We start from the raw sequence: 17,703 nt of genomic DNA on the forward strand, positions 1-17,703 counted from the left end.
ACATTGGCACACTATTGAGTTCTCACACATCATCACCACACAGCCATACGGTCCACCTAACGATGAAACGCAGTACTGCGAGTAAAGAAAATCTTTGTTTGTCAGGGCCTGTTTTCCTACCGCCACTCTTCAAGAACTGTGTTCCTGTGGGGCGCTGTCGGTCGCGCTGACTCATATAAAGTTACACACGGCCTTGATAAAACACAAATATGCACTTCAATGAAGGTTTTCACCCCTTCTTGAAGTGCACAAAGACAACCTCTTAACGCAGACATTGGATGGCGCTCAGCGTGCCCCAAACCAGCCCATGAGGCCCGGGCTAAACACGTTGGTCTTTTTAGCCATCCGGGGATACGCGGCAACCCACACGACGTAGATGATTGCCATCCCTGTGAGCGTCCACCACACAGAGATCTCAGAGTTAAGTAGCCACGCAAGCAACACGGCAACAATGGCTCCGGCCGTGACAGCCGTATAGGGCCATGTCTCTTTGTCGGTGATCGCAAAGCTCACGAGAACAGCAGCCACTGCAAGGGGAACGATGGTGAATCCGGCGAGGTTTCCGGTCCACATCAACGTCACCACATCAGTGACAGCTCCCAAGCCCACTGGAATCGCGGTACACAATAACGTCGCTTTGGACCAGGCCTCTCGTGGAACGCCAAAGGTCACCGCATCTTTCATCGAGCTGCGAACCGTGTCAGCAACTAGCGGCAGGACAATCAACGTAACAATGACACCCACAATGCCCACGCCGGTATCCCACAGCTTGCTCACCACGATGTTTATCGCAGTTGCGATGGCTACACCAATCGCAGCCCACATCCACGCGCGAGCTTGAGGGCGCAAAACAATCTGGGAAACCGGGGACGCTGAGAACCAGCCCGTCGAAGAATCACCATCGCTGCCTACGATGAGGGAGCTCGCGGTCATGCGCGATGGCTCGAATCGCTTCACCATGCACATTGCCCACATGAGCACCGGGGCGATGAGGACCCACCATGGAAAGGCGAAGGGCGCGCTAACCAGAATGAGCACAAGCGTCAGGGTGGCATTGATGCGCCGGTGTCCGTTCCAGATACGCGTACTGAGGCCAAAGGTGAGATAACGCGTGAAGCCAGGCTGCGAAAGGTAAACCATAAGGACCATAAAGAGTGAGTAACCAATGGCCCACTCGCGCCCACGGCCCATTCCCAGCACCGGAAGGATGACAATCCACAACGCGTAGAAGAAGCTGTTCCAGCTCAGCGCCATATGTCTATAGAGCTTCATCACGCCTCCCCCAGTGCCAGAACTGCCTGCTCCAGGGATACCTCGGTGGCGCGCAGCCCCATTTCCTGGGCCATGTCGAAGACGTTGGCGGTGTGGTTGGGGCGAGCGTCGACAAGCGCGCGGTCTGCTACGGCTGAGGTTTCGCGCTCAAGCACCGGGAGCTGCAGGCGCCCCAGCGCGCGATCGAGGGTTTCGGCAGAACCAGTGAGCTGGACGACGCCCTCAATGAACTCATCGATGGGACCGGACAGCGGGTTCTCCCCCATCAGAGCCACGGTATCGAGCAAACCGGACAGCTCGTTGAGGTGATGGGTGGAGACGATAATGGTGCGGCCGTGCTCTTCACGCAAGACGTCATAGAAAACCTCCCGCTTGGCGGCGTCGAGGCCGAGATAGGGTTCGTCGAGAAGCATGTATGGCACCCCCGACGCCACCGCAACGATGAAGCTCGCCGCGGACTTCTGCCCGCGGGAGAGGCCCGAGTAATTCTTCATCGGAAGCTCGAAGCGCTCGACCAGTTCCTCAGCGCGCGATGTGCTCCACGTGGGCCAGCGCAGGCTTGCCACGGTGAAGATCTTCTTCACGTTCCAGCCTTCCGGCAATGGGTTATCTATGCCCATGAGGACAACCTTGTTGAGGACTTTTTCATTGTCGTAGGGCTTGTCGCCGTCGACCTTGATGCCGGAGCCGCCGAGCTGGCCAGCAATCTTGCGCAGCAAGGTGGTCTTGCCAATGCCGTTGGGTCCGACGAGGCCGTGAGTGAGGCCGTCGTCGAAGGTGAAGTGCGGGGTAGAAATCATGAGTAGAGTCCTCGACTTTCTGCGACAAGGTCGATGAGGTCATGGAGTTGCTGGCGGGTGTAGCCCAGGTGCACGGCTTCGTCGATAAGCGGTGCGGCGTATTCAGCCGCAAAGTCTTGGCGACGCCGCGCCCGGATAAGGTCTGCGGCACCAGAGGTGACGAACATGCCGATACCTCGGCGTTTTTCGAGGATTCCGAGATCCACGAGGAGGGTCAGGCCCTTGCGGGCAGTGGCGGGATTGATGCTGTGAAAGGCGGCGAGCTCATTCGTGGACGGTGCCTGGGCGCCCTCGGCGAGAGTGCCCTCAATGATGGCGTCCTCAATGAGCACCGCTATCTGACGAAAGAGTGGCTGCGCGGAGTTATCCATGCAGTCCCCCTAGTTGGTTGGTTACTCATGTAACTAACCATATAACCAAGCCTGCAACCTCCGCAAGAGTTGCGACAAACACCTTTATTACCTGGGAATTCCCCCAAGGTTATCGACGTTTTGTGACTAATGGGGCACACTGGATGACACCAGCCTTAAGCTGGAGACCTCACGAAAGTGACCATAGAAAAATTAGTTAGAAACGATAGAACGGAATTTAGGAGCCATGCTTGAACGAACACTTGTCTTCGTTGACACCTCATACCTACTTGCCAGCTTTTATAACTCTTGGGAGACCGGCGCTCGGGCCCAGCTAGAAATCGATTTACCGGAGGTTGTCAGCTCCCTGGGTTCCATGATTGAAAACCAGGTGGGCAACCGAATTCACCGCCAATACTGGTACGACGGCATTCCTGATACCGGCCCCCACCGCTACCAGCGCGCACTGCGCGTGTGCGATGGCGTGCAGCTGCGAACTGGCCAGCTCATTGAGTGGGGCGAGCGCCGCACACAAAAAGCCGTGGATACCCGGCTCGTTGCGGACATGATCGTCGCCGCAATGAAAGGCCACGTCACCGACTTTGTGCTCGTTTCCGGCGATGCCGACATGATTCCGGGCGTCCAAGAGGCCGTCAACAATGGCGTCCGCGTGCACCTCTACGGATTCGGATGGGATTCCATGTCGTCCGCACTGCGCCACGCGTGTGACTCCACAACCATCCTGGACCCGCGCGAGGACTTCGCCGACGCTATGGAGCTCGAGGTTCTCGAAGGCCCCTTGCCACCAACAATCCGCGAGCCGCGCGACGGTGACGAGGAGTCCGACTCGGACACAGTTCTGGGCACCGAGACCTCTGGCCAGTCCTCGTCCCCCGAAGGATCTTCCGACGATTCCCCTGCACAGCCCTCTCCGCAGCTTGCCGACGCCGATGACGACTGCGACGAGCCCACGGAAGCCCAGGCCGCGTTCCCCTCAGCTCCGAAGCCGGGGCCGATTACCCCGTCGGCTGTGGCCCCCGCAGCACCGGATGCTGCAACCGCCGAAGCTCCCAAGACTGCATCGCCCGACGACGATTCCGCCGAGAACACCGCAGCCCCGAAACCGGCCGCGCCGAAGCCGTCAATGATGGCTCCACGCCGCAAGCTGCGCTCGAAGTACGTTCCGCTCCCCGAAGAGGTCTGGAGCTCCGCTGGCTTCCAATCGCCCTTCGACGTGGGCCAGCAGTACGCGTCCTGGTGGTTCGACAATGCCGCCAGCTCCGAACAACGCGATCAAGCCCACCTGCTATCCGGCGGTGGCCTGCCCCCAGAGATTGATCGCCCGCTCCTGCAGTTCGCCTGCGAGACGCTGCACGAGTACACGCTGACCGAAACCCAGCGCGTGAACCTGCGCGACGGTTTCCACTCCGGCATCCGCGGCGTGCTCATCAACATCCGCCGCCAGGACGGCTAATCCGCGAACCGACCCCCAAACCTCGTGGACGGGCGGCCTGTCCGCCCGTCCCTGAAGGTCCCGGATTTACTGCAGGTCCCGAATTTAAGGGACCTGCGCTACTTGGAGTCGCCGCCTTCGGCGTCCTCCGTGGTCTCGGCAGCTTCAGCAGCATCGACCTCAGTGGCGCCGGCCTCGAGGGCGTCGGCGGCCTTGTCGGCAGAGCCTGACTCCAGCTCCTTGCTCTTTGCCATCTCGGCGCGAATCTCCTCAAGGCGCGAGGATGCCGCCATGTCGTGCCCTGCAGCCGCAATCTCCTGGATGCGGTCACCACCGGAGGCGCGGTGCAGCTCTTGGGCACCGAGAGCATCAGCGTAGCGCTTCTCAATCTTGGCGCGAACACCATCCAGAGTCGGGGTGGAGCCATCTGGCTTCAGCTCATTCATGGAGTCGAGCGCCTCGGCATTCTTCTCCTGCATCGCGGCCTGATCAGCCTGAGCCAGAAGCTGGTCTACCTGTGCCAGCTGCTCCTTGAGACGGGCCTCCGACTGCTGCTGCTGAGCCTTTGCTTGTTCAGCAGCCTTGGTGGCAGCCTCATGCTGGGCCTTGAGCCCCTCAAGCTCCTTCTCCACGGCGACGAGCTGGCTGGCTACAACTTCAGCCGCCTGGTTGTACTCGGAGGCCGTCTGCGGATCCTCAGCCTTCTCCGCCATCTCTAGTGCTCGGCGCGTCTGATCCTGGTAGTCCTTTTGAGACTTCACCAGACGGTTAAGCTGCATCTCCAGCTGGGACTTGCGCCCAATAATTTCCGCGGCATGCTCAGAAATCTGGCGGTGCTGTTCCTTTGCTCCCTCCACTGCCTGCTGGATCTGGACCTTTGGGTCAGCATTCTCATCAATCTTCTGATCGAAGGATGCCATCACATACTTCCAGCCCTTGCTGAATGGATTAGCCATCGCACGTACTCCTTCATGCTTCCTGCAGCAGTACTTCCTGCCGCGGTTATATTGTCAGTCGATATTGTTTATGTAGCGCCCAATAAAAAGGCGCTTTCCTGCGAGTGTAGCGATACTCACAGAAAAGCGCGCGTTGTGAACGGCGAGATTTTACTCAGCCTGCTCGCCCTGTTCCTTCTCTACCTGGGCGCGAACCTCATCCATATCAAGGGCCTTCACCTGGGTGATGAGATCCTCCAGGGCTGCCGGCGGCAAGGCACCCGCTTCACGGAAGACCATGATGCCGTCGCGGAAGACCATGAGGGTCGGGATGGACTGGATCTGCAGCTTAGCTGCGAACTCCTGATTAGCCTCGGTATCGAGCTTGGCAAAGGTAGCGTCTGGGTGCTCCTCGGAGGCCTTCTCAAAGACCGGGCCGAAGCGCTTGCAGGGGCCACACCATTCCGCCCAGGCGTCAACAAGCGTAATACCTTCACCTTCGATGAGCTGCTTGAAGCTCTCCTCAGTAATGTCGATCGTTGCCATTGGTCATTCTCCCTATCAGTTCGGGTTCATTCTTAGGTTCTTCCCCACTCAACGGTACACAATCCAGTTCTATTCCTTGCGCACATACCCTAGGGGGGTATATCCTCGGGAGTGAACTATCACGAGTAGAAGGGACAACATCTAATGGCCACCAAGAACTACACCGTTACTGGCATGACCTGCGGACACTGCGAAATGTCCGTCAAGGAAGAGATCGGCGACATCGCCGGCGTTACTGAGGTCACCGCTGACCACGCGACTGGCGCAGTTAGCGTCAGCGGCGAAGGTTTCACCGATGAGCAGGTTGCTGCCGCTATTGCAGAAGCCGGCTACGAGCTGGTCTAAGCACCATGACTGACGTCCTCCAGCCCCACGGCCCTCTTGCCCACCTCGACCTCGGTGTTACCGGTATGACGTGCACCTCGTGCTCCTCCCGAGTCGAGCGCAAGCTCAACAAGATGGAGGGAGTTGAGGCCACGGTCAATTTCGCCACGGAGTCTGCGTCCGTGAGTTATGACCCGACCACGACCACCCCGGCCGAGCTCATCGAGGTCGTCGAAGGCGCAGGTTATGGTGCCTTCACCGTGGGCGGCGAGGACGAGGAGGAATCCACCTCCGCCACAACGGAATCCGCGCGCGATGCTGAAGCCGCCGACCTACTGCAGCGCACCCTCATCTCCGGCGCGCTCTCGCTTCCGCTCATGGTGCTGTCCATGGTCCCAGCCTTGCAGTTCCAGCATTGGCAGTGGGCGTGTCTAGTCCTGGCAACCATCGTTTATATCTTCGGTGGCGCTCCCTTCCATCGGGCCACGTGGGCGAACCTGAAGCACGGTGCCGCCACGATGGACACGCTCATCACCATGGGCACTACCGCGGCCTACGCGTGGTCACTCTACGCGCTGTTTTTGGGCAATGCCGGAATGCCCGGCATGACCATGCACATGACGCTGCGCTCCAACGACGCCCAGATGGACCACATCTATCTCGAGTCCGTCGGCATGGTCATCACCTTCCTCCTGCTGGGACGGTGGTTTGAGGTGAAGGCCAAGGGGCGCTCCTCCGAGGCGCTGACCAAACTCCTCACCATGGGCGCAAAGGACGCGACCGTTCTGCGCGGTGAAACCGAAAGCCGAATCCCTGCGTCCGACCTGCGCGTAGGCGACATCATTGTGGTCCGTCCTGGGGAAAAAATTGCCACCGATGGCGTGGTCACCACCGGCCATTCCGCCGTGGACGAGTCACTGCTCACGGGCGAATCCCTTCCGGTTGAAGTTTCCCCTGGAAGCCGCGTTACCGGTGCAACGATCAACGCCTCAGGCCGCCTCGAGGTGCGCGCTACCCGTGTCGGATCCGACACCGTTCTAGCCCAGATGGGCAAGCTCGTCACCGACGCCCAGGCTTCAAAGGCTCCTATCCAGCGCCTTGCAGATCGCATCGCGGGGGTCTTCGTGCCCATAGTCATCGCTATCGCACTGTTTACTCTCATCGCGCACCTTTTCGTGGGCGGCACAGCCCCAGCGTTTGTCGCCGCGGTCGCTGTGCTCATCATTGCGTGCCCGTGCGCCATGGGCTTGGCGACGCCCACCGCGATCCTCGTCGGCACTGGGCGCGGCGCCGAACTGGGAATCCTCATCAAAGGACCGGAAATCCTGGAATCCACCCGACAGATCGACACCGTCGTCCTCGACAAGACCGGCACCATCACCGAAGGCCAGATGTCCGTGACGACGGTGACGCCCGCTGACTCGCCCATCGTTGGCGCTCGCACCGAGGAAGAGCTCCTGGGCCTTGCCGCGGCCGTTGAGAAGGGCTCCAAGCACCCCATCGCCCGCGCCATTGTCGCCGCGTACGACGGGGAGCTGCCCGCCGCGGACAACTTCAAAGAATTGCCTGGCCAAGGCATCGAAGCGATCATAGGAGGTTCCCGGATTCGCGTGGGACGCCCGCCTGCCGGCTACGAGGGCACCGGCACACAGGTCGGCGTCTTTGTCGACGGCACGCTCGCTGGCACCATCGAGCTCCACGACCATGTCAAGGCCTCCTCGGCGGCCGCCATCGCACGCCTCAAGGAGCTGGGCCTGGAGCCGTATCTCTTGACCGGTGATAACGCGGGCGCTGCGCAGGCAGTTGCGCGCGAGGTAGGCATCGCAGCGACAGATGTGCAGGCAGAAGTCATGCCGGAGGACAAGGTAGCTGTCGTCTCGCAGCTTCAGGCCGAAGGGAAGGTCGTGGCCATGGTGGGCGATGGCGTCAACGACGCCGCAGCACTCGCCCAGGCAGACCTCGGCATTGCTATGGGGGCTGGCGCGGACGTCGCCATTGAGGCCTCCGACATCACCGTGATGAATAACGACTTAGGCTCGGTGGCCGATTCTGTGCGCTTGGCTCGGCAGACGCTGCGCATCATCAAGGGCAATCTCTTCTGGGCCTTTGCCTATAATATTATTCTCATTCCGGTCGCCGCCTTTGGCCTGCTCAACCCCTTACTCGCGGGCCTAGCCATGGCCTTTAGCTCGGTATTCGTCGTCACGAACTCTCTTCGCCTGAGAAGGTTCGCACCTGCGGAGTAATCTAACTATGCATGAATCGCCTCGATCATCATGCAGTCTCTCGCACGGAGCGGCTTGACCGGCTCCCCGTCACTTCCAAACACAAACGCCTTCTTATCGGCTCTGGCATCGGCTGGGCTCTCGATGCCATGGATGTCGGCCTCATTTCCTTCATCATGGCCGCCCTTGCCGTGCACTGGGGTATTACGCCTACTGAGTCTTCGTGGCTGGCCTCCGTTGGTTTCATAGGCATGGCACTGGGCGCGACCTTCGGTGGTCTCTTGGCCGACAAATTTGGCCGCCGCCACGTCTTTGCCCTGACCTTGCTTGTCTACGGCCTCGCCACGGGCGCGTCTGCTCTTGTGACGGGGCTAGTAGCGCTCCTTATCCTGCGCTTCTTTATCGGACTCGGCCTCGGCGCCGAACTCCCCGTAGCCTCGACACTCATCTCCGAGTTTGCCCCGCTCAAGGTCCGCGGCCGCCTCGTCGTCTTACTTGAGGCCTTCTGGGCGGTGGGCTGGATTCTGGCAGCGATTATCGGAACGTTTGTCGTCGGGGCGTCGGAAACCGGCTGGCGCTGGGCACTCGCCCTCGGCATGGTGCCGGCGGCCTACGCACTCTACGTGCGCTACACACTCCCGGAATCCGTACGCTTCCTCGAATCACAGGGACGCCACGAAGAAGCCGAGGAGGTCGTCGCCTCCTTCGAGGCGGAGGTGGATGACGCAGATATTGACCGCAGCACGCCTGCGCCTACCTATTCCGAAGAAGACATCACTGCCACCAGTATCTGGTCAAAGAGCCTACGCGAGCGCACACTGGCGCTGTGGACCATCTGGTTCTGCGTCAACTTGTCCTACTACGGCGCCTTCATCTGGATTCCCTCACTGCTTGTCGCAGACGGTTTCTCCTTGGTGAAGTCCTTCAGTTTCACACTCATTATTACCGTGGCCCAGCTTCCCGGTTATGCCGCCGCGGCCTGGCTCATTGAGGTGTGGGGACGCCGCAGTACGCTGGCTACCTTCCTCGTGGGCTCTGCACTATCCGCTGGCCTCTACGGCTTCGCCAGCACCGAGGCCACGATTATTCTGGCCGGCTGCTTGCTCTCCTTCTTCAACTTGGGTGCATGGGGGGCGCTCTACGCCATCGGTCCAGAGCTTTACCCCACCGCACTGCGCGGCCGCGGAACTGGTGCGGCAGCCGGCTTCGGACGCCTCGCCTCCATCCTGGCCCCACTTATCGTGCCGCCGCTCATCGCAACGGCGGGCGCAGGCTGGCTTTTCGTACTCTTTGCCGCCGCTTTTGCCCTTGCGGCACTCGCAGCACTTAGTCTTCCAGAATTCAAGGGGAAGGCTCTTGCTCAATAGGATTTCCCTGGCCGCATGGGTAGCGGTGATGGTCGCCCTCACCACGCTCAAGCCCTTTTATCAGATTGGCTACCTGTGGAAGCCGGAGAACCAGCGCGTCCGCGATCTGCGGCTGGTTCCCCTGGATGAATTCTCCGGTGGCACGTGGTTTGGCCCGCTTTTTGAATATGCGGGCAATACCGCCTTCTTCATCCCCTTCGGCATGCTGGTCTTTGCCCAGTGCCGATCAGTGACTAAGACAGCCGCGTGGGGCTTCGCACTGAGCGTGGCTCTGGAAATTGCCCAATACACCTTCGCGCTCGGGCGCACAGATATCGACGATCTCATCTTCAACACGCTGGGCGCACTGTTGGGCGCTGCAGGTGCTCGCCTGTGCGGTGAACGATTCTTCCCCGTCTGGCGTTGGTTGGCACTCGCTGCAGCAGCGGTTTTCCTGGTATTGGTCATCCTTGGCCCACGGTTGGGAGACCCCAACGCGGTGGTGGACCTGTAAATCTGTGGCCCTGCTTCCTAGCCGTGCGCCATGTTGACGAACTTGGAATAGTGCAGCTGGTGGGCCACCTTCACCGTGTCAATCGGGCCACCTCGGTGCTTGGCCAAGATGATGTCCGCCTCACCGGCACGAGGATCGTCACGGTCCTGTGAGTCTGGACGGTAGAGCAGCATCACCATATCGGCATCCTGCTCCAGAGAACCAGACTCACGCAGGTCTGCCAGCTGCGGTTTCTTGTCCGTACGGGACTCCGGACCACGGTTGAGCTGTGAGATGGCGATGAGAGGCACTTCAAGCTCCTTGGCCAACAGCTTGAGCTGACGCGAGAATTCCGAGACCTCTTGCTGGCGGGACTCAACCTTCTTGCCGGACGACATCAGCTGCATATAGTCCAGAACAATGAGGTCGAGGCCATGCTGCTGTTTGAGACGGCGAGCCTTGGAGCGGATCTCCATCATGGTGAGGTTGGGAGAATCATCAATGAACAACGGCGCATCCTGGATGCGATTCAGCGTGTCATCAATCTTGGCCCAGTCCTCCGTGGAGACGCGCCCACCGCGCATATCGGAGAGCTTGACCTCCGCCTCCGCCGAGAGAAGGCGCATCACAATCTCAGAGGCAGACATCTCCAGAGAGAACACCACCGAGGTCTTGCTGTGCTGCAAGGATGCCGAGCGCATGAAATCCATGGCCAGCGTGGACTTACCCACACCAGGACGCGCAGCCACAATGATCATCTGCCCCGCGCGCAAACCGTTGGTGAGGTTATCAAGGTCAATGAATCCCGTGGGAACGCCGGATTCCACGCCATTTTGTTGGAGGGCTGCCAGCTCATCAATCGTGGGGTCAATGAGATCCGTCAGCGCGCGGTAGTCCTCCGTTGTCTTCTTCTGTGCGACTGCAAAGACTTCCTGCTGGGCGCGGTCCAGCACCGATTCGATTTCCAGATCCTCGGAGCCTTCGAAGCCTAGTTGGACGACTCTCGTTCCAGCGTCGACAAGCTTGCGCAGCACTGCCTTCTCCGCGACGATCTCTGCATAATAGCGAGCGTTAGCTGCGGTTGGCACCGTGGCGAGCAAGGTATGAAGATACGGCGCGCCGCCGACACGCTCCAGGTTGTTGTAGCGGTCGAGGCGGGAGGCCACAATCACCGCATCGATATCTGTTCCGGCGGCATACAGGTCAATCATGGCCTGGTAAATGAGCGTATGGGCCGGGTAGTAGAAGTCCTCCGGTTCGAGCTCCTCGATGACCTCCATGACTGTGTTCGGACTCAGGAGCATCGCGCCGAGCACACCCTGCTCGGCTTCGCGGTCCGCAGGGGGCTGACGGAATTCTCCGTAGCGCTTCGGCTCCTCCGGACGAGAGTGATCACGGCGATAGGAGCGGCGCGGCTCCTCCTCCGACGGCTCCGGAGGAAGCGGTACAGTGTCGTCATCAAAGCTAGCGCTAGTCATTGTCATCAGCCCCCGGGGTGCTCGTTGAACCTACAAAGTCGGCGCGCTGCTCCTCCCTCCTGCTTGCCCAGAACGAGGAATACACGCGAAGTACACATCAGTGTAGTCGAGGCCTCCGACACTCCCCCTTGGGCATAACTCCCAGAGTTATCCACAGAAGCCTGTGGAATTACCAGCTCAGCAGACTCCGCCGCGGCGAAGTCCAAGGTCATGGTTGTGGATAACCTTCCAGGCCTGTGACCTGCGGCTATAATAACTGCAGGTCAAGGGATGTTTTTGGTGGTGTGAAAATATGCACAAAACCAGTGGAAAAGTACGACTATTCGGCCGAAATCCCTGCTACCAGCAGGTTAACAGACCCTCTTCCGCGTAAACTCACCGTAAACAGCCGACGACTTTATCCACAGGTTTTTAGAGTTATCCACATTTGTCCACAACCCCCACAGCTGAGGTGCACAGACAGGAAAACAGCCCACAGGCCGCGCTTCCTCCACCACCTCACATAGTGGGAGAAGCACGGCCTGTGGGCTTTGCTGTTGTCAGTGGGTCAAACCTGCGTCCACTCGCCACGCCTCACACGTGGGATGGACGGAGGGGACCGTCGTGCGCCTTAATTCTTAGGCAGCAACGACCGAGAAGTTCACCTTGCCGAGGACGTCTGCATGCAGCTTGACCTCGACTTGGTAGTTGCCGGTCTTCTTGACCAGGCCCTTGGGAAGCACAACGATGCGCTTGTCCAGCTTCGGGCCGCCAGCGGCGGCGACGGCGTTGACGATGTCCTCAGCGGACACAGAGCCGAAGAGCTTGCCGGACTCGGAGGTCTTCACGGGGACGGTAACGTCCTTGAGCTCCTCCAGCTGGGTGCGGATCTCGCGTGCGTGATCCAGGTCGCGGATCGCGCGAGCATCCTGGGCACGCTTGATGCCCTCGATCTGCTTTTCAGCGCCGCGGGTGGCAACAATAGCCAGGCCACGCGGAAGCAGGTAGTTACGTCCGTAGCCGTCCTTAACCTCTACAATTTCGCCGGGGGCGCCGAGGTTCTCAACGGCAGCGGTGAGGATCAGCTTCATGATCCCTGCCTTTCAATTGAGTTAAATGAATACTTGCGTGACAGTCTTAGAACGGGGGTTCTGCATCCGCACCACCAAAGCTTCCCGCCTGGGGTGCCGAATTCCACGGATCGTTACTCGGAGAAGATTGCTGCTGGGACTGCTGCGGAGCAGACGACTGGGACTGGTTTCCGGAGAAACCACCCTGGTTGTTTCCACCGCCGTAGTTGCCGCCACCTTGCTGCTGACCGCCACCGTAGTTGCCACCATTGCCGCCGTTGGCGGACTTACGGGTGACCTGTGCGGAAGCGTAGCGCAGGGACGGTCCCACCTCATCGACCTCAATCTCAAAGACAGTACGGTTTTCGCCCTCACGGGTCTGGTAAGACCGCTGGCGCAGACGGCCAGTGACGATAACGCGCATGCCCTTGGTCAGGGTCTCCGCAACGTTTTCTGCGGCTTGACGCCACACGTTGCAGGTGAGGAACATGGCCTCGCCGTCCTCCCACTGAGAAGTCTGCTGGTTATAGCGACGTGGGGTGGAGGCAACGCGGAAGTTCGCTACTGCGGAACCCGACGGGGTGAAGCGCAGTTCCGGGTCAGCAACGATATTGCCGACTACCGTAATGTTGGTATCTCCCTGAGCCATGTTTTTACTCCTTAATATCGGTTACGCGGATTCGTGTAGAAATGCTCGAAACCCAGTATCCGTTATTTGCTGTCGGTGCGCAGAACCTTGGTACGCAGAATGGAGTCGTTCAGGTTCAGACGACGATCGAGCTCGAGAACCGAGTGGGACTCACACTCCAGGTTAACGACGGCGTAGATGCCCTCTTCCTTCTTATTGATCGGGTAGGCAAGACGGCGCTTGCCCCACACGTCAACCTTGTCGACTTTGCCGCCATCCTTGCGGATTGCTTCGAGGAACTTATCCAGGGACGGGGTTACGGTGCGCTCATCCTGATTGGGATCCAGAATGATCATGACTTCGTAGTGACGCACGGACCTCATCACCTCCTATGGTCTAGTAATTGGTATCGGCCATATCACCTTTGCGGATATGGCAGGAGGGTCTGTTGCGTCAAGCAACCCCCACACAGTACCGCACTGACCGGCGGAAAAGAAATCACTCGCTCGGTCTTACATACCGTTGGTCGTTGCCGCGAAGAAAATAGCGGTACTCGCCGGGATGACGGTGAGGAAAAGGAGAGCCAACAACCCAAGAACAAGAGGCCACGTCCGGTTCTCAGCTCTCTGGAATAGGTAGTAGGCCGTGGTCACGCACAAGAAACCTAAGGCAATGGACACAATGCCGACGATCGTGATGATCACTTCCTAAATCCTCCGGCGAGAGGATCGCGGCCGCCATGGGCCGCACGGACTTTATCCTCGGACTTGCCCCACATCTGGCGGATGACGAGCACGCCGATGGCAATGATGAAGGCATCGCGCGTGATAACCGCCAGATCCAGCATCTCATGCGGTAGGGCCTTGTTTTCTGAGCCGAGCATGTGCCACATGAGGATGGGCCACACGAGGGCGTCGGCAAGCGCCCAGCTCAGAATGAGACGCCACCGCGGCAAAGCCAACACTGCCGGCACCACGAGCCACAGAGAATACTGCGGCGACCACACCTTGTTGAAGATGAGGAAAGCCATGATGATGAGGTAGACCAGCTCCGCCACACGTGGCGTGCGCGGCGCCTTCAGACCGAGAATGGCGATACCTGCACAGCACAGCAAGAACGCCACCAAAGAAAAGGTGTTGAGGAACTCCGGCGAAAAGCTGAGGCTCGTCGTTCGGTTGATCAATGCATAGATCGTGGTCCACTCAGCACCGCGCTCCTGGTTGAGGCGGAAAAATTCGCGCCATGCCTCCGGATACATCAGCGCCACCGGAAGGTTGACCACGACCCACGTGACAATCGTGGAGAGGAACATCGTGATGAACGGCGCCCACCGCTTGTTGCGGATGGCCAGCACTAGGAAGGCGCCGAGGATAAACAGCGGCCACAGCTTAAAAGCAGTACCCAGTCCGATGAGCACACCGGCTAGCAGGTTCTTGTGTTTCGTCACCGCGAGAAGGGCGCCCACCATAAACGCGACGGAAGGGATATCCCAGTTCGTAAAGGCATGGATGACAACCAGAGGGCTGGCCGCGACGAGAATGGTGTCCCACGCGCGGTTTCCGGTGAGCTGGAAAACCATGACGATGACCCCCACCCAGATGAGCGCCATCACTAGGGCAGTCAGGCCAAAGTACCAGCTGACCTCCGCCATACCGGTCCACTTAACAGCCGCATAGGTGTTGCGCGCCAGCCAGCCGACGGCCCCTTGGAACAGGCCGGCAAGCACGGGGTACTCCATGTAGCGAGTGAGGTCCCCTTCGACCCAAGAGTAGGCATAGGGAAAGCCCGGCTCGTCGAGGCCGCGGCCGCCGTACAACGGGACGATGTCGTTGTAGCAGAAGGAGGTGTACTGGCGGTTTCCATCCCAGTTGAGGCTGATGGTTCCGTCGTCACCCCGGCGGCTGCCAGCGCACGTGGCCTTGCTCAGAAAACCGAAAGCCAGGAAGGTCCACGCCAAGGTGATGATGACGCGTAGCGGCGTCCACCATCCGGCGGTGCCGGAGCGGGCGAAGCGGCCTGTGCGCCCGCCCAAGGCGTTGACTGCACTCAGCGCTACTGGCTCAGAGGACAGGGGTACAAGCTGTTGAGTTTTCTGCTGACTCACCGGGGGATCTGTCTCCTACTGACCAAGAAGTTTATTAAGTCCGTCGTCGATCAATTCATCAATCGACGGGGAATCCGGTTGGGCGGGTTGTTCCGGCTGAGCCGGCTGTTCAGGCGGTGCTGGGGTATCACCGCCACCGTCGTGGTTATCCCCACCGTGGCCCTCACCATCGTGGCCTTCGCCGCCGTTCTCGGTGGTCTCCTCGGGGGCCGCTGGGTCCTCCTGCCAGGTCTGGGTCTGGCTCGGGTCATAGGTGTAGCCAGAGCCCCAGCTGCCGACGCCGTAGTTGATGGGATAAGCCTGCGGGAAGGCCTGCTGCTCGACGTCAGCAAGCGAGGTATCCAAGATGGACTTCCAGATCTTCGTCGGCGAGTTGGAGCCATACATGATGCCGCCCCACTGATTAAAGATTGCGGAGGTGTTGTCGGCCGTGCCTACCCACACCGCTGTAGCCAGCTGCGGCGTGGAACCAACCATCCATGCATCCTTGTTCTGGCCAGTATCGCCCAGCTGCGTCGTACCAGTCTTGGACGCAGACGGGCGTCCGCCAGCTAGCGCACCATTGGACCATGCGGCAATTGGCTGCATCGCGGAGATCACGTTGTTGGCCACGTTAGCGGAGACACGGCGTTCACCGCCATCAGTTGGATTCTCGTAGAGAACCTCACCCGCGTCGTTTTCTACCTTTTCCACGAAGTGCGGCTGATGCCAGATGCCTTGGTTGGTCAAGGTGGCCATTGCCGTCGCCATATCGAGCGGACGCGACTGGTACTGGCCCAGCACGATGCCCTCGTACGGCGTTCCACCATTTTCAGTGAGGGTCTTCTCAATTCCCGGCAAGCTGCGCGCCACGCCCAGAGCGTGGGCCATGTCCGCGGTGTCCTGCATCTTATTCTCCAGGTCATCCTGGAGGCGGAGGAAGGACGTATTGTAGGAGTTCTTCAAGGCTTCCGCAATAGTGCAGCTGCCACAACCACCGCCAACGTTGGTGACCGTCTGCGAGCCAGGCAGCTGGTACGGCGCAGAGGAATAGTAGGTGTTGAGGTCAATACCCTGCTGAAGGGCCGCTGCCAACGTCATGATCTTGAAGACGGAACCGGTCTGCAGCGGGGAATTGGCATAATCCCAGCCGCCAGAATCATCGCCGCCATAGTAGCCGCGCACGGCACCCGTAGCCGGCTCAATGGTGACAGCCGCCGCGCGCGCGTCATCCTGCAGCTGGTCCAACTCTGCGTGGGCAGCATCCGTCGATGCATTCTGGACGGTCATATCAATGGTCGTCGTCACCTTCAGGCCACCAGTGGCCAGCTGATCCTCGGTGATGCCCACGCGGGATAGCTCATCGATGACCTGATTCTTGATGTGGCCATAAGCGCCCGGCGCTTCGGTGTAGGCGGAATACTCAGACGGATCACGGGTTTCCGGGAAGACGAGCTGGTCACGTTCAGCCTGATCCAGGTCACCCATCTCAACGAGGCCATCCATGACGTAGTTCCAGCGAGCATGGGAACGTTCCTCATCTACCCAGGGATCGAGGACGGACGGTGACTGGATGACGCCTGCCAGCAGCGCACCTTCTTCCTTGGTGAGGTCCTTGGCGTCCTTGTTGAAGTACGCGTTGGACGCCGCTTCAATGCCATAGGCGTTGCGGCCAAAGTAGACGGTATTGAGGTAGGCGTTGAGGATTTCCTCCTTGGACCACTCATTGGTCATCTTCACGGAGTAGATGAGCTCACGAATCTTGCGGACATAGGAGTACTCGTCACCCACCAGCGTGTTCTTCACATATTGCTGAGTAATGGTGGAGCCACCACCAGCGCTGCTATCACCAGTGAGCTTGCCCAGCACGGCACGGCCGAGGCCAGTAAAGGAAAAGCCAGAGTTGGTCCAGAACTCGCGGTCCTCCGCAGCCAGGACCGAGTCCTCCACATAATCAGGAATCTCTTCCAGGGTGACTTGGCGGCGGTTGCCTTCTGGCGGCACGAGCTTAGCCAACTGCGATTCACCGTCGCGGGCAACGATGGTGGAAATCTGGCTGGGCTGCAGCTCCTTGGAGTCGGGGACGTCGTACTGCGTATAGGCGTAGCCAAAAAGGGCCGCAGGTACGGCCACGATCACGAGCAGGACAACGAGCACAACCCATGGCCACCTGCGCTTGCGGCGGGGTCCGTTGTCGGAGCTCTTCTTCCTGTGGCTACCTGGCTTTCGCCGAGACGTTTCCTTTTCGGTCACTGATCCGTGTCCTCATCAATCCTGTACAGAAACTGTAAATACATGCAGCTTACCGGCGTGAACTGGGAAGCCAAAACTACCCTAAAGCATAGACCGTGGCGGCCCGAAGAAGATGATTCCAACGGCACGCCGGACATACCTCCACCGCATGGACGGTAAACTCCAGCCCTTCAGCCACCAGATCTGCAATCTCCTGCTCACTGCGTGCGCTGCCTGCGCGGCGCCCTAAAGAATCGCCATACACCCAGCGTGTGAGGCGCAAATCGTGTTCGCAGATGGGGCAGGACTTGTGCATATCGACGCCATGGTGCTCCGCCGCAGCACGAAGGAGGAAGTCGGCGTCGCACAGCTCGTCACGGCTCATCCGGCCCGCGCGTAAGTCGCGCAAATGCTGAGCGCGTTCCCACTCGTAGGAGATCTCGTTACGGTAGGCCACTGTTGCAGTTGCTTTTGCCGACACCTGTGTAC

18 protein-coding genes are annotated in these 17,703 nt (G+C 59.6%); 5 read left to right on the plus strand and 13 right to left on the minus strand.

Annotation, left to right across the window (positions count from 1 at the left end; translation table 11 throughout):
- Positions 1 to 285: 285 nt before the first annotated feature.
- Genes HMPREF2875_RS01445 through HMPREF2875_RS01455 form a run of 3 tightly spaced genes read right to left on the minus strand, consistent with a single transcriptional unit; the run spans position 286 to position 2,443 of the window.
- Complete coding sequence (locus HMPREF2875_RS01445) at positions 286 to 1,272, minus strand: hypothetical protein (protein WP_070669733.1); 987 nt, start codon at positions 1,270 to 1,272, stop codon at positions 286 to 288.
- On the minus strand, positions 1,272 to 2,072 hold the full coding sequence (locus tag HMPREF2875_RS01450; protein WP_070669734.1) for an ATP-binding cassette domain-containing protein: 801 nt from the start codon (positions 2,070 to 2,072) through the stop codon (positions 1,272 to 1,274). The genes HMPREF2875_RS01445 and HMPREF2875_RS01450 overlap by 1 nt, the downstream gene beginning before the upstream one ends.
- The gene (locus HMPREF2875_RS01455) at positions 2,069 to 2,443 is read right to left on the minus strand and encodes a GntR family transcriptional regulator (protein ID WP_010187877.1); all 375 of its coding nucleotides are present in this window, start codon (positions 2,441 to 2,443) and stop codon (positions 2,069 to 2,071) included. The genes HMPREF2875_RS01450 and HMPREF2875_RS01455 overlap by 4 nt, the downstream gene beginning before the upstream one ends.
- 226 nt (positions 2,444 to 2,669) lie before the next feature.
- Between HMPREF2875_RS01455 and HMPREF2875_RS01460 the strand changes: the two genes are divergently transcribed.
- Positions 2,670 to 3,896, plus strand: coding sequence for an NYN domain-containing protein (locus HMPREF2875_RS01460; RefSeq protein ID WP_070669735.1), 1,227 nt, complete (start codon positions 2,670 to 2,672; stop codon positions 3,894 to 3,896).
- A gap of 98 nt (positions 3,897 to 3,994) precedes the next feature.
- Here HMPREF2875_RS01460 and HMPREF2875_RS01465 read toward each other — a convergent pair whose 3' ends face one another.
- Positions 3,995 to 4,831, minus strand: a complete 837-nt coding sequence (locus HMPREF2875_RS01465) for a PspA/IM30 family protein (protein WP_070669736.1) — start codon at positions 4,829 to 4,831, stop codon at positions 3,995 to 3,997.
- Positions 4,832 to 4,981: 150 nt separating this feature from the next.
- Positions 4,982 to 5,356 (minus strand): thioredoxin, encoded by a 375-nt coding sequence (gene trxA, locus HMPREF2875_RS01470; protein WP_070669737.1) that lies wholly within the window; start codon positions 5,354 to 5,356, stop codon positions 4,982 to 4,984.
- Between the two features lie 144 nt (positions 5,357 to 5,500).
- Here trxA and HMPREF2875_RS01475 point away from each other — a divergent pair, with 144 nt between their 5' ends.
- Genes HMPREF2875_RS01475 through HMPREF2875_RS01490 form a run of 4 tightly spaced genes read left to right on the plus strand, consistent with a single transcriptional unit; the run spans position 5,501 to position 9,765 of the window.
- Positions 5,501 to 5,701, plus strand: a complete 201-nt coding sequence (locus HMPREF2875_RS01475) for a heavy-metal-associated domain-containing protein (protein WP_070669738.1) — start codon at positions 5,501 to 5,503, stop codon at positions 5,699 to 5,701.
- Between the two features lie 5 nt (positions 5,702 to 5,706).
- Positions 5,707 to 7,926, plus strand: coding sequence for a heavy metal translocating P-type ATPase (locus HMPREF2875_RS01480; protein ID WP_070669739.1), 2,220 nt, complete (start codon positions 5,707 to 5,709; stop codon positions 7,924 to 7,926).
- Positions 7,927 to 7,937: 11 nt separating this feature from the next.
- Complete coding sequence (locus HMPREF2875_RS01485; RefSeq protein WP_070669740.1) at positions 7,938 to 9,272, plus strand: MFS transporter; 1,335 nt, start codon at positions 7,938 to 7,940, stop codon at positions 9,270 to 9,272.
- Positions 9,273 to 9,300: 28 nt separating this feature from the next.
- Positions 9,301 to 9,765, plus strand: coding sequence for a VanZ family protein (locus HMPREF2875_RS01490; RefSeq protein WP_070669741.1), 465 nt, complete (start codon positions 9,301 to 9,303; stop codon positions 9,763 to 9,765).
- 17 nt (positions 9,766 to 9,782) lie between these two features.
- Here the strand turns inward: HMPREF2875_RS01490 and dnaB are convergent, their stop codons facing one another.
- The 8 genes from dnaB to HMPREF2875_RS01535 form a co-directional block, all read right to left on the minus strand.
- Complete coding sequence (gene dnaB, locus HMPREF2875_RS01495) at positions 9,783 to 11,222, minus strand: replicative DNA helicase (protein WP_070669797.1); 1,440 nt, start codon at positions 11,220 to 11,222, stop codon at positions 9,783 to 9,785.
- Positions 11,223 to 11,839: 617 nt separating this feature from the next.
- Complete coding sequence (gene rplI / locus HMPREF2875_RS01505) at positions 11,840 to 12,292, minus strand: 50S ribosomal protein L9 (RefSeq protein WP_070669743.1); 453 nt, start codon at positions 12,290 to 12,292, stop codon at positions 11,840 to 11,842.
- 46 nt (positions 12,293 to 12,338) lie between these two features.
- The gene (locus tag HMPREF2875_RS01510; RefSeq protein WP_070669744.1) at positions 12,339 to 12,920 is read right to left on the minus strand and encodes a single-stranded DNA-binding protein; all 582 of its coding nucleotides are present in this window, start codon (positions 12,918 to 12,920) and stop codon (positions 12,339 to 12,341) included.
- A gap of 62 nt (positions 12,921 to 12,982) precedes the next feature.
- On the minus strand, positions 12,983 to 13,273 hold the full coding sequence (gene rpsF / locus HMPREF2875_RS01515; RefSeq protein ID WP_181815413.1) for a 30S ribosomal protein S6: 291 nt from the start codon (positions 13,271 to 13,273) through the stop codon (positions 12,983 to 12,985).
- A gap of 138 nt (positions 13,274 to 13,411) precedes the next feature.
- On the minus strand, positions 13,412 to 13,603 hold the full coding sequence (locus tag HMPREF2875_RS01520; RefSeq protein WP_070669746.1) for a hypothetical protein: 192 nt from the start codon (positions 13,601 to 13,603) through the stop codon (positions 13,412 to 13,414).
- The gene (locus tag HMPREF2875_RS01525; protein WP_070669747.1) at positions 13,600 to 15,003 is read right to left on the minus strand and encodes a glycosyltransferase family 87 protein; all 1,404 of its coding nucleotides are present in this window, start codon (positions 15,001 to 15,003) and stop codon (positions 13,600 to 13,602) included. The genes HMPREF2875_RS01520 and HMPREF2875_RS01525 overlap by 4 nt, the downstream gene beginning before the upstream one ends.
- 15 nt (positions 15,004 to 15,018) lie before the next feature.
- The gene (locus HMPREF2875_RS01530) at positions 15,019 to 17,235 is read right to left on the minus strand and encodes a transglycosylase domain-containing protein (RefSeq protein ID WP_070669748.1); all 2,217 of its coding nucleotides are present in this window, start codon (positions 17,233 to 17,235) and stop codon (positions 15,019 to 15,021) included.
- Positions 17,236 to 17,311: 76 nt separating this feature from the next.
- Positions 17,312 to 17,695 (minus strand): DUF5318 family protein, encoded by a 384-nt coding sequence (locus HMPREF2875_RS01535; RefSeq protein ID WP_246817001.1) that lies wholly within the window; start codon positions 17,693 to 17,695, stop codon positions 17,312 to 17,314.
- Positions 17,696 to 17,703 lie beyond the last annotated feature (8 nt).

Origin of the sequence: Corynebacterium sp. HMSC078H07, from assembly GCF_001812805.1 — a bacterium.
Taxonomy (GTDB): Bacteria; Actinomycetota; Actinomycetes; order Mycobacteriales; family Mycobacteriaceae; genus Corynebacterium.